This is a genomic window from Roseateles asaccharophilus, assembly GCF_031458115.1.
Taxonomy (GTDB): domain Bacteria; phylum Pseudomonadota; class Gammaproteobacteria; order Burkholderiales; family Burkholderiaceae_C; genus Pelomonas; species Pelomonas asaccharophilus_A.
Window position 1 is genome coordinate 395,975 of the sequence record NZ_JAVDXV010000001.1, and the last position, 12,597, is coordinate 408,571.

The window sequence follows — 12,597 nt, forward strand, 5'->3', positions numbered from 1 at the left end:
AGATCGGCGGTGAGGTCAGCGTGCCGGCATTGCGCGCAGCGCATCGGCAATCGCGGTGCGCAGCGGTTTGGCGCGCAGTTGGTCGTCGTAGGGCAGGGGGCGCTTGGGCAGCTTGTCCTCGCGCGGGTCGAAATCATGCAGCCAGCTGTACTTGTCGCCCAGGCCCCAGCACAGGAAGCGGTTCAGGCGCGGCACGGCCAGCGTCACGTCCAGCCAGTCGCGCGCGGCGGCGGCCACGATGGCGTCGCGCTGGGAGAAGTCGGCGGGCAGGCCCTTGTCGTTGACGTCGAACTCGGTGATGAGGAGGTCCAGGTCCAGCGCCATCACGTCGTCCAGCCAGCGGCGCCACTCGGCGGTGCGCTGGGCGGGTGCTTCGCTGGGGTTGGCGCCGATGTGGCCCTGGATGCCCAGCGCCTGCACGGGCGTGCCGCGGCGCTTCAGCTCGGTCAGCAGCTTCAGCACGCCGGTGCGATGGCGGGCGTTGTTGCCGCCGCCCCAGCTCATGTAGTCGTTGTAGACCAGCTGGGCCTTGGGCGCGTGCTGGCGTGCGAGGCGGAAGGCCAGGTCGATCTGCTCCACGCCACCGATGGGGGCCGAGAACACATTGCGGCGCAGCTCGCCGGTCTCGGGTGCGATGGCCTCGTTGACGACGTCCCAGCTCTCGATGCTGTCGCCGAAATGGCTGCAGGTGGTGCGAATGTGGTCGTCCAGCATGCGGCGGGCGGCCTCGCCATCCCCACTGCCGTAGTTCAGCGCATTGAGCCAGCCCGGCAGCCACTTGGCCTCCAGCCACAGCAGCGTGTGGCCGCGCAGCGCCATGCCGCGGCTCTTGGCCCACGCGAACATCTCGTCCGCCGCGCGAAAGTCGTAGGGCTTGTTCGGGTCGGGCCGCATCTGCGGCCACTTGGTCTCGTTCTCGGCCACCAGCACGCTGCATTCGCGGCCGGTGAGCTCACGGTAGGCCGTGTCGTGGAAGCGCGAGGCGCGGCCCAGGCTGCCCAGCGTGCTGCCAAAGCGCAGGCCCTTCATGCGCGCCAGCGCATCCAGCGATGGCCCGCGCGCGAGTTGGTCCAGCGTCGGCTCGCTGCCGGCGGGGTTCGCGAAGCCGGGCAGCGCCACGCCGCCAGCGGCCAGGGCCAGCGCCTGGAGGGCGGTGCGTCGTGACGGCGACATCTTCATTTGAGGATGGACAAGCATTCTGTTATCGCTATCATATGAATTGGTCCATTCCCCGAACTTAGTGGTTTCCCAGGGGAATTCATCAGACTATAACTCTGTAGACTTCAAATGATCGCGCAACCATTTGAAGTCATGACGTTCAATTCACAAGCCGGGACCCGGCCCTTGCTGTCCCGGTTCAAGCGGCTCGTGCTGGGCCTGGGGCTGATGTCTGCCGGCGCGGCCGCGTTGGCCTGCAACACGCCGGCTTCGATCTGCGCACGTGATGCCGGGCAGGGCTTCGGGCTGGTGCGTGCCGGCCAGCCGGCCGCGGTGCTGGTCGATGCCGGTGCCGATCCGGCGCTGCAGCATGTCAGCCGCAGCTTCGCGGCCGATTTGCAGCGCGTGTCGGGCCGCGAGGCTGCACTGCTGAAGGGTGCCGCCGGCGCGCCTCGCGAGCTGGTGCTGATCGCCGAGCAGGGCCGCAGCCCGCTGCTGGACGACCTGGCCAGGCGCGGCAAGCTGAAGGCTGCCGACCTGAAGGACTTCAAGGGCCAGTGGGAGGCCTTCCGCCAGATCGTCGTCGACAAGCCCTTCCCGGGTGTGGAGCGTGCGCTGGTCATCGTCGGTTCGGACCGCCGCGGCGCGGTGTTCGGCGCCTACGACCTGTCGGCCCGCATCGGCGTCAGCCCCTGGCACTTCTGGGCGGACGTGCCTGTCGAGAAGAAGGCGGACCTCTTCGTCACCGCCGGCACGCGCGAAGACAAGCCGGCCGTGAAGTACCGCGGCATCTTCATCAACGACGAGGCGCCCGCGCTCAGCACCTGGGCCGAGAAGAAGTTCGGCGGCGCGAACGCCAAGATGTACGCGCACGTGTTCGAGCTGCTGCTGCGCCTGAAGGGCAACTACCTGTGGCCGGCCATGTGGCCGCCGCGCGCCTTCTATGCCGACGACCCGCGCAACGGCGTGCTGGCCGACGAGATGGGCGTCGTCATGGGCGCGTCCCACCACGAGCCCATGACCCGCGCGCACGACGAGTGGCAGCGCTTCAAGGGCGGCCACTGGGACTACGCGAAGAACGCGCCGCACCTGCGCGAGTTCTGGCGCGGCGGCATCCAGCGCATGATGGGCCGGCCGGACGGCAGCGCCTTCGACACGCTGGTGACCGTGGGCATGCGCGGCGACGGCGACGAGCCGATGAGCGAGGAAACCGCGACGACGCTGTTGGAGACCATCGTCAAGGACCAGCGCCAGATCATTGCCGACGTGACCAAGCAGCCCACCGAGAAGACGCCGCAGATGTGGGCGCTCTACAAGGAGGTGCAGGACTACTACGACAAGGGCATGAAGGTGCCCGACGACGTGCTGCTGCTGTTCGCCGACGACAACTGGGGCCAGATCCGCCGTCTCCCCGAGCCCGGCGCCAAGCGCCCTGGCGGCTACGGCGTGTACTACCACTTCGACTACGTGGGCGGCCCGCGCAACTACAAGTGGCTGAACACCAACCAGATCGAGAAGACCTGGCAGCAGATGGACCTGGCCCGCGAGCACGGCGCCGATGCGCTGTGGATCGTCAACGTCGGCGACATCAAGCCGGTGGAGTTCCCCATCCACTTCTTCCTCGACATGGCCTGGGCGCCCAAGGCCATGACGGCCGATGCGCTGAAGGCCTACCCCAAGGATTGGGCGGCCACCACATTCGGCGCGGCGCATGCGGCCGAGATCGGCGAGCTGGTCACGCGCTACAGCCAGTACGCCGCGCGCCGCAAGCCGGAGCTGGTGGATGCGAACAGCTTCCGCCTCGGTCTGGTGACGGCCAACTCGCTGGCCGGCGGCGACTTCGGCGACCGCATCGCCGAGTGGGACGCGCTGGAGGCGCGCGTCGCGAAGGTCAAGGCAGCGCTGCGCCCGGATCAACTCGACGCCTATTTCCAGCTCGTCGAGCACCCCGTCATCGCGCTGGCCAACCTCTACCGCCTTTATTACGCGGTGGCGTGGAACCGCACGCTGGCGGCGAAGAACGACCCGCGCGCCAACGTCTTCGCGGACCAGGCCGAAGCCGCCTTCAAGCGTGACCAGGCCATCAGCGACCAGTACCACGCCATCGCGGGCGGCAAGTGGGACGGCATGATGCTGCAGGTCCACATCGGCTACACGACCTGGCAGCAGCCGGCGAAGAACATCATGCCGGCCGTGACGCGCGTGACTGGCACGGCCGATGCGGCCGCGGTGCTGGCGCAGCTGAAGCCCTTCAGGCACACCGGCCCGAACGAGCCCCGCGTCATCGAGGCCACGCAGTTCGTCCGCACCCACAACGCCAAGGGCCTGGCGTGGACCGCCATTCCCAACCTCGGCCAGAGCGCCGGTGCCGTCATGGCCTTGCCGCAGGGCCGCGGCGCGACGACGGTCGCCGATGACGTGCGCGTGGAGTACGAGGTGGAAACGCAGGGAGCCAACAGCTGGACGCTGCAGCTGCACATGGTGCCCACCATCGATGTGCGCAAGGCCGGCTGCATCCGCATCGCCGTCGCCATCGGCGATCAGCAGCCGCAGACGCTGACGCTCAACCTCATCCCCACCGCCGGCGCCGCCAACACCCAGGCGGAGAAGGACTGGTCGCGCGCCGTCATCAACAACGAGTTCGTGCTGCGTGGGCCGGCGGTCACGCTGCCGGCCGGCAAGCACCGCATCCGCGTCTGGCGCCTGGACGACAACGCGGTGGTGCAGAAGCTGGTGCTGCAGTCCGGCATCGTCAGCAGTGCGCCCGTCGTCAAGGCGGCCGCCCAGACCGGCCAATACCGCAACCTGCTGCGCGAGCTGCGCTCCGACATCACCGAAGCCGACATCGACAAGAAGCTCGCCACCTACTGGAAGTCTCTGTTCGAAGGCGGCAAGGACCAGCGCATCGTCTTCCCCGCCGCGGCCACGCCCGACGGCCCGGCGTCCTATGTGCTGGACGTGGGCAACAACGACGTGCGCAGCGAAGGCATGTCCTACGGAATGATGCTGGCCGTGCAGATGGGCCGCAAAGCCGAGTTCAACGCGATCTGGAACTGGACCTGGACGCACATGCGCTACCGCTCGGGCCCGCGCCAGAGCTACTTCCGCTGGCAGTGCAAGCCCGAGGGCTGCCAGGGTTTCGGCAAGGACGCCGTGCCCGCCTCCGACGGCGAGGAGTACTTCGCCACCGCGCTGCTGATGGCGGCGAGCCGCTGGGGCAACGGCCAGGGCGTGTACGACTACAACGCCCAGGCGCAGGAGATCCTCACCGCCATGCTGCACAAGGAGACGATGAACGGCGGCATCAAGGACGGCGCCCGCTCCATGTTCTCGCCCAAGCACGGCCAGGTCGTCTTCGTGCCGGTGGGCGACGCGGCCGAGTTCAGCGACCCGTCCTACCACCTGCCCGCCTTCTACGAGATCTGGGCCCGCCGCGCCGCCAAGCCGGAGGACCGCAAGCGCTGGAGCGAGATTGCCGACATCAGCCGCGCCTACTTCAACAAGGCCGCCCACCCGCACACCGGCCTCACGCCCGACTACGCGCACTTCGACGGCCGCCCCAAGGTGCTGGAAGGCCACGAGGACTTCCGCTACGACGCCTTCCGCACCGCGGTGAACTGGAGCGTGGACCAGGCCTGGTGGGGCAAGAACCCTTCGGCCATCGGTTTGAGCCACAAGCTCTTGAACTTCTTCGCCGGCCAGAAGCAGCAGCCCTACGTCCACCTGTTCACGCTGGACGGCAAGCCGCTGCACGACGAACCGTCCAAGGGCCTGATCTCCTGCAATGCCGTCGCCGCGCTGCTGGTGGACGAGGCCCAGGCCGCGCCCTTCGTCAACGCCTTCTGGGCGCTGGACCCGCCCACCGGCCAATGGCGCTACTACGACGGCCTGCTGCAGTTCATGAACCTGCTGCACATCACCGGGCGCTTCAAAGCCTGGTGAGGGGAAAAATCTCAGCGCCGTGAGGCGTTGAGGGGCCGAGTCATCCCTAACATCCAGGCAGCGCACCGAGTGGCGCGCTCAACCAGGGATGCGATGACAAACAAGACCTTGGGCCGAACCGGGCTCGCGCTGCTGACCCTCACGCTGGCCGCCGGCCAGGCCATGGCGCAGGCGCTGCCGCCGGGGCCCACCACGCCGCCGGCGCCCAGCGCCACGGCGGCGTCCGCCCCCACCGCGCCGGCCCGGCCGCCGGTGACGCTGCCCGACCCCGGCGAGCCCAAGCCCTATGACCGCGTCATCACGGCCGAGGCCAAGACGCAGCAGGGGCTGTTCGTCGTCCACAACCTGAAGAACAAGCTGTACTTCGAGATCCCCAAGGATTTGCTGGAGCAGCCGCTGCTGATGGTGGCCAACGCGACGGCCGTGCCGGCGGGGCAGGAGCATGTGGGCCGCACGCTCAACCAGGACGTGCTGCGCTTCGTGCTGCACCAGAACCGCGTGCTGCTGCAGCTGGTGTCGCACAGCGCCGTGACCGCGCCGGGCAACGTGCTGGCCGACGCCGTGCGCCTGTCCCAGCGCGACGCCATACTGGCCGTCTTCCCGGTGGAGGCCTTTGCCAAGAGCGGCGCGCCGGTCATCGAGGTCACGCGGCTGTTCAACACGGAGGTGGGCGACTTCAGCGCCCGCACCATGGTGCGGGGCAACCTGGACGGCAGCCGCAGCTACGTCGAGAAGACCAAGGCCTTCCCCGGCAGCGTGCGCGTGGACGCCGTGCAGACCTACAACGTCTCGCCGACGCCCATGCCCACGCTGCCGGGTGTGGCGGTCGTGCCGGCCATGCAGCCCGCGCGCAGCGTGTCGCTGAACCTGGCCTACAGCATCGTGCAGCTGCCGCAGAAACCCATGATGCCGCGCCTGCTGGACGACCGCGTCGGCTTCTTCAGCGTGCAGCGGCTGGACTACGGCGACGGCCTGCAGGAAGCCCGCCGCGAGCGCCTCATCACGCGCTGGCGGCTGGAGAAGAAGGACCCCGGCGCCCCTATCAGCGAGCCGGTCAAGCCGCTGGTCTGGTACATCGACAAGGCCACCCCCACCGCGCTGGTGCCCTATGTGAAGAAGGGCATCGAGGCCTGGAACAGCGCCTTCGAGGCCGCCGGCTTCAAGAACGCCGTGCAGGCGCGACCCTACCCCTCGGCCGAGGAAGACCCCGAGTTCGATCCCGAGGACGTGCGCTACAGCGTCGTCCGCTGGGTGCCCGTCGCCCATCCCCAATGCCTACGGCCCGCACCTGGCCGATCCGCGCAGCGGCGAGATCCTGAACGCCAACATCGTGATGTTCCACAACATCATGCAGATCCAGCAGGACTGGTACGTCACCCAGGTCGGCCCGCTGGACCCGCGTGCGCGCAAGCTGCCGCTGCCCGACGACCTGATGGGCGAGCTGGTGGCCTTCGTCGTCATGCACGAGATCGGGCATGGGCTGGGCTTCCCGCACAACATGAAGAGCAGCTCGCTGTACCCCGTGGCCAAGCTGCGCGATGCGCAATGGCTCAAGACGATGGGCCACACGCCGTCGCTGATGGACTACAGCCGCTTCAACTACGTGGCCCAGCCCGAGGACAAGCTCGACCCGGCGCTGCTCATCCCCAAGATCGGGCCCTACGACGTGTTCGCCACGCGCTGGGGCTACACGCCCATTCCCAGCGCCAAGACGCCCGAGGAGGAGCGCCAGCAGCTCAACCTGTGGGCGCGCGAGCAGGCCGCCACGCCCTGGCTGCGCTTTGACGCGCCCAAGGCCGAGGGCGGCGACTTCGGCGAGAACGGCGAAGCCGTGGGCGATGCCGACGCAGTGACCGCCACGGATCTCGGCGTGCGCAACCTGAAGCGCGTCATGAACATGCTGCCCGCCGTCGTGCCGCAGGACGGCAAGGACGACCAGCTGCTGGAGCGGCTGTACTTCGGCGTGTGGCAGCAGTGGGCGCGCGAGATGGGGCATGTGGTGGCCCTCGTCGGCAGCTACGAGGTACAGAACAAGCACAACGACCAGCCCGGCGCCATCGCCACGCCGGTGTCGCGCGACCGCCAGCAGCGGGCGATGAAGTTCCTCGCCGAACAGGCGCTGACCACGCCGCAGTGGCTGCTGGACGCCACCGTCGTCGAACGCCTGCGGGCGTCCGACGCCTCGCGGCCGTTGAGCCAGATCCAGCGCAGCCTGCTGCGCCAGCTGTTGGCGCCGGCCCGCACGCAGCGCCTGATGGCGCAGGAAGCCCAGCTCGGCGCCAAGGCCTACCGGCTGGAGGACCTGTTTGCCGACCTGCGCCGCAATGTGTTTGCCGAGCTGGGCGGCGGCGCGGCCATTCCCGCCGCGCGCCGCACCTTGCAGCGCAGCTACGTCGACACGCTGGCCGCGCGCATTGCGATCGCGGGTCTCATGCAGGACGACGGCGAGGCCAGCGTCAGGGCTGAGCTGGTTGAGCTCAAGGGCGCCATCGGCGCCGGCGCCACGCGTGGCGATCGTGCGCGCCGCATCCACCTGCAGGGGCTGAACGACGTCATCGCCAAGGCGCTGGACCCGCGCGGCGCGACGCAAGCCAACCCGGTGGCGGCGCTGCTGCGCGTCATGGGCCACAACGCCCAAGACGGCGCGGCAGCTCACGCCTGCTGGCCCGGGCATGAGCACCCGCTGGGCCGCGAGCTGCACTGACGGCACCCGCCATTGAGGGGGCCGTCGCGCCCGGCTCGCCGCGGCCGGGCGCTGACAATCGCGCCGATGAGCAGCTGGCACATGGATTCGTGGCGAGGGAAGGTGGAGGCGTGGATCTGACCGCCGACGCCACCGTCGACTGGCCGCGCCAGGGCCGCCGCTGGCCGCTGCCGCCGGCGCTGCTGGCGTCGCTGGTGGCGCACGGGCTGCTGCTCAGCCTCAGCTTCGGCCAGGGCACCGGCCTGCCGGGCCTGGAATTCCCGTGGCAGAAGCGCCGCACCGAGGTGCCCGAGCTGCGCGTCTCGCTGCAGCCCGTGCCTGCGGCTCAGCAGCCCGCCGCGATGGCGGATGCGCCACCGCCCGCGCCACCCGCCGCCGCGGGAGACCCGCAGCCTGACACGGCGGCGGAAGCGCCGCCGCCCAAACCGGCCGAGACCACGGCCGACCTGCGGCTGATGGCGCCCGATGACGCCCCGACGCCCGCACCGCCGGCCCGCGAACTGCTGGCCGTGCATCGCCATCCGCTGCCGGTCTGGGATGTGCAGGCCGCCTCCGCCGTGCCCAGCGCCGTCATCGCGGCCATGTCGGCGGCGTCCGCCCCTGCGCTGCAGCCGCTGGCCCGCGCGCGCGAGACCTTGACCGCCCGGCGTGACCATGCCGCCGAGCTGACCCAGCTGGCAGCGCCGCGGCCCGATGCCGCCATCGCGGCGCTGCAGGCCGCTTCCGCCCCGGCCATCGAGTCGCTGCGGCGCACGGGCGACGGCCTGCGGCTGCGCAACGAACGCGCCGCCGACCTGGCCGGACTGGACGGCGCCCGCGCACTGCCCACCGCGACGGTGTCGACGCTGTCCGGCGCGGCCGGCAGCGGCGTGGAATCGCTGCGCCGCGCCAGCGACGGCCTGCGCCCGAGCGCCGATGGCAGCCGTGCGACGGAGCTGGCCCAGCTGGATGCCGCTCGCCAGCAGGCCCAGCAGGGCGCACAGCGCCTGGAGGCGGCGCGGCTGGAGGCCTTGCGCCAGGAGGCCGCACGTGCCGAGGCAGCCCGGCAGGAAGCGGCGCGCGCGGAAGCGGCACAGGCCGAAGCGGTGCGACAGGAGGCCGCCCGCATCGAGGCCGCGCGTGCGGAAGCGGCGCGGCTGGAGGCGGCGAAGCTGGCCGCCGCCAAGGCGCAGGCCCAGGCCGAGGAGGAGCAGCGCGAAGCCCGCAAGCGCGCCATCGGCCGCCAACTGGACGAGGAGACCGCCAAACGCGATGCCGAGCGTCAGCGCCCCGACTGGGCACCCGCGCGCCGCGGCCGCCTGTTCGGCCGCGTGGACAGCAACGCGGCGCTGGTGAGCTACGGCGAGAGCTGGGCACGCAAGATCGAGAACAACGTGACGCCCGAAGCCGCGCGCGAGGTGGCGCGCCAGCCGCACACGCAGGCCGTGGTGACGGTAGCGGTGCGCAGCAACGGCTCGGTCGAGAGCGTCACCTTCGTGCGCTCAAGCGGCGTGCCGGCGGTGGACGAGGCCATACGCCGCATCGTGCAGAGCCAGGAGAACTATCCGGCGTTCCCGCCGGCGCTGCTGCGCGACTACGACGTCATCGAGATCCGGCGCACCTGGCAGTTCGACAGCGCGGTACGCCTGAACTAGCCGACACCTGTGAATCCTCACCTGCGGCGCCGTGCTGCCGTGGCTACCATCGCGCGCCCGTGATTTCTCCTGCTGCGCGCTTCATGCCTCAACTCCCTGTCTTGACGGTTCTTTGCGTCGCCTTGCTCCTTGCAATGCCGGCGCTGGCGCAGGAGCCCCAGACCCCCGCCAAGAAGGCCGACGAGAAGGCGCAGGTCAAGCCGAACGAGAAGCCCGACGCCAAGACCGAGAAGCTCGACCGCGTCGACATCTCCGGCAATGCCAGCGACGACGAGGCGCGGCGCGCCTCCACGGCGGCCAAGATGGTCATCGGGCGCGAGGAGCTGATGCGCTACGGCGACAGCTCGGTCAGCGAGCTGATGAAGCGCCTGCCCGGCGTGACCACCGGCGGCGTGGCCGGCCGAGGCGGCGACATCCGCATGCGCGGCCTGGCCGGCGGCTACACGCAGATTCTCGTCAACGGCGAGCGCATGCCGCCGGGCATGTCGCTGGAGACGCTGCCGCCCGAGCAGGTCGAGCGCATCGAGGTGCTGCGCGCGCCGACAGCGGAGTTCGGCGCCCGCGCCATCGCCGGCACGGTCAACATCGTGCTGCGCCAGGCGCCGCCCAAGCTCGTCAACGAGCTGCGCCTGGGCCTGGCCACCGAGAACGGCAATGTGCGGCCCAGCTTCAACTGGAGCCGCAACGACAAGCTCGATGACAAGGGGACCACCACCTACAACCTCACCGTCAACGCGCAGCAGTCCGATTTCAGCAACGAGGGCCGCGGCCGCAGCGAGATCCACGACCTGCGCAACGGCCTGGACAGCGTCATCGAGACGCGCAGCAGCAACGAGAACAAGAACCGCTCGCTGAACATCAGCGGGCGGTTGCAGTGGAAGCCGTCCAACCGCGAGCTGCTGGCGATCTCGCCCTTCCTCAGCGCCGGCCGCGGCGACGGGCAGGGCAGCTACGAGCGCACCATCACGCCGGCACCGCTGCCCGGCGACCCGCTGAGCCGCTTCGATCGCTCCAGCAACCGCTTCACGAACCGCTTCTCCGGCGGCGGCCTCAACGGCCAATGGAACACCGGCATCGGCAAGGAGGGCAAGCTGGAGTCCAGCGCGATGCTGGGCCGCTTCAGCAACGTGTTCGGCAACAGCACGCAGGAGTTCAAGGGCGCGCAGCCCGTGCACTCGCGCCAGGACAACGGCGACATGCGCAACGGCAACTGGAGTCTGCGCAGCAAGTTCTCGCAGCCGCTGATGGACGAGCACAGCTTCGTTGCCGGCGTGGAGACCGAGGGCCGGCGCATGCGCCAGCAGCGCAGCTGCATGGAGGACGGCCAGTCCTGCGACTACCTGCTGGACTTCGGCGACCAGCTCGACGCCGGCAGCCGCCGCGTCGCCGTCTACGCGCAGGACGACTGGAGCGTGGGCAAGCAATGGTCCTTCTACGCCGGCCTGCGCTGGGAGGCGATCACGACCGAGAGTACGGCCAAGAACTACGTCGTCAGCAACACCTCGCGCGTGCTGACGCCGCTGTTCCACGCGCTCTACAAGTTCAGCAACGACCCGAAGAAGAGCCGCGACCAGATCCGCCTGAGCCTGACGCGCAGCTACCGCTCTCCCGAGCTGAACGACGTCATCGCGCGCCCCTATGTGAACTCGCTTTACCCCTGCCCGACGGGCCAGCGCTGCCAGGCGACGAACGAGTTCATCTACTCGGACTTCGCCGGCAACCCGCAATTGCAGCCCGAGCTGGCCACCGGGCTGGATCTGGCCTACGAGCAGTACCTCAGCAAGGGCGGCGTGCTCAGCGCCAACCTGTTCGTGCGCCGCATCAGCAACCTCGTGCGCCGCCTGACCGTGCTGGAGACCGGCGTTGAATGGTCGGACGCGCCGCGCTGGGTCTCGCGGCCGCGCAACATCGGCACGGCGATCAGCAGCGGCCTGGAGCTGGAGGCCAAGTTCCGCCTCGACCAGTTCGTGGACGGCGCGCTGCCCATCAACGTGCGCAGCAACCTCAGCCTCTACAAGTCATCGGTGGACGACATCCCAGGCCCGCACAACCGCCTGGCCCAGCAGCCCCGCTTCACCGCCAACCTGGGCGGCGACTACCGTCTGAAGAGCCTGCCGCTGAGCCTGGGCGCCAGTCTCAACTACACGCCCGTCAACACGCTGCAGAGCACCCGCGAGGCGGCCACGCGCTCGTCGAAGAAGCAGGTGCTGGACGGCTACGCCAGCTGGAACTTCGACATCAACACGGCGCTGCGCCTGTCCGCCACCAATGCGGCGCCGCAGGACTTCAGCAACGACACGTTCACCGCGGCGCCCGAGAAGACCGTGGCCACGCGGAACTGGGGGAAGACGTACACGGTGTGGACGTTGAGGTTGGAAATGAAGCTTTGATGGGCGCCATCATCAGCCGCTGAACGGGACCACACTCGCCGTGCGTCAAGGACGCGGGCCCAGCAGCGCCACCGGCCTTGGGACCAAACAGGCTCCCGTGTAGGGGAGGGTGTCGCATCGTGACGCCACATCCCCCTTTTGGGGGAGATCGGGGGATATGCGCAAGGGCATCCCCCTCCGTTCCCCCCTCGGGGTGATATCCCCACGGCTTGCCAACTTGGAGACTGCTGCCATCGCAACAGGAGCCGTGCCATGAAGACCCCATCCACCCTCACCGACCTGGCCGCCATCGACTGGACCCGTCCCGAGGTTCGACAGCTCACCCTCGGTGACCTGTATGCCTGGGACCGGCTGGCGTTGCGGCAGCCGGTGCTTCAGCCCCTCTCGGACGAGGCCGCGTGGGAAGGCACCGAGATCGACGTGAACCGGGTGGTGCTGTGAGCGCACGGACCCGCCCGGCAACGCGCACCCGGCTGGCCAGCATGGCGAACGCATCCGTGCAGCAGCTGCGTGACACCGTCCGTCGAGTGACCACCGCGCATGCGACCGCCGCAGACCCGTTCGACAAGGCCGAGTGCCCGTCCGCTGTCGAGCCAGGCGAACCGACGCGGGGCGAGTGGGAGGACACCACATTCGACGTGAGGCAGCGCCATGCTTGAGATCGGCCAGCACTCCATAGCGCCAGCGGCCGTGAATCATTGGGCCTTTGACAACGCCACAGGCCGGCTCAGTGCCCGCGACCGCTACGGCAACCTGGTGATGGCCGTGA

General features: G+C 69.5%; 6 protein-coding genes and 1 pseudogene. 6 read left to right on the forward strand and 1 reads right to left on the reverse strand.

The features are described 5' to 3' along the window. Positions 1-15: 15 nt before the first annotated feature. Positions 16-1,179, reverse strand: coding sequence for an endo-1,4-beta-xylanase (locus tag J2X21_RS01740; protein ID WP_310324103.1), 1,164 nt, complete (start codon positions 1,177-1,179; stop codon positions 16-18). A gap of 165 nt (positions 1,180-1,344) precedes the next feature. On the opposite strand from J2X21_RS01740, the gene J2X21_RS01745 reads away from it, so the two are divergent. The 6 genes and pseudogenes from J2X21_RS01745 to J2X21_RS01770 all read left to right on the forward strand — a co-directional run bounded on the left by J2X21_RS01745 (position 1,345) and on the right by J2X21_RS01770 (position 12,269). Continuing rightward, positions 1,345-5,100 (forward strand): glycosyl hydrolase family 8, encoded by a 3,756-nt coding sequence (locus tag J2X21_RS01745; RefSeq protein ID WP_310324105.1) that lies wholly within the window; start codon positions 1,345-1,347, stop codon positions 5,098-5,100. A gap of 162 nt (positions 5,101-5,262) precedes the next feature. Continuing rightward, positions 5,263-6,114 (forward strand): annotated as a pseudogene (locus J2X21_RS01750) (DUF5117 domain-containing protein); the annotation flags it as partial. A gap of 445 nt (positions 6,115-6,559) precedes the next feature. Next, complete coding sequence (locus tag J2X21_RS01755) at positions 6,560-7,804, forward strand: zinc-dependent metalloprotease (RefSeq protein ID WP_310325427.1); 1,245 nt, start codon at positions 6,560-6,562, stop codon at positions 7,802-7,804. 110 nt (positions 7,805-7,914) lie between these two features. Next, positions 7,915-9,438 (forward strand): TonB family protein, encoded by a 1,524-nt coding sequence (locus tag J2X21_RS01760; protein WP_310324108.1) that lies wholly within the window; start codon positions 7,915-7,917, stop codon positions 9,436-9,438. A gap of 101 nt (positions 9,439-9,539) precedes the next feature. Further along, positions 9,540-11,828 carry a TonB-dependent receptor plug domain-containing protein gene (locus J2X21_RS01765; RefSeq protein ID WP_310324111.1) on the forward strand — a complete coding sequence of 763 codons (2,289 nt, stop codon included), beginning with the start codon at positions 9,540-9,542 and terminating at the stop codon, positions 11,826-11,828. 252 nt (positions 11,829-12,080) lie between these two features. After that, the gene (locus J2X21_RS01770; protein WP_310324112.1) at positions 12,081-12,269 is read left to right on the forward strand and encodes a hypothetical protein; all 189 of its coding nucleotides are present in this window, start codon (positions 12,081-12,083) and stop codon (positions 12,267-12,269) included. The last annotated feature ends 328 nt before the right edge of the window (positions 12,270-12,597 follow it).

What these genes read in the sequence shown, in the direction of transcription:
- J2X21_RS01740 (WP_310324103.1), bottom strand. Translation starts at nt 1,179, where the DNA reads ATGAAGATGTCGCCGTCACGACGCACCGCCCTCCAGGCGCTGGCCCTG.
- J2X21_RS01755 (WP_310325427.1), top strand. Translation starts at nt 6,560, where the DNA reads ATGCACGAGATCGGGCATGGGCTGGGCTTCCCGCACAACATGAAGAGC.
- J2X21_RS01770 (WP_310324112.1), top strand. Translation starts at nt 12,081, where the DNA reads ATGAAGACCCCATCCACCCTCACCGACCTGGCCGCCATCGACTGGACC.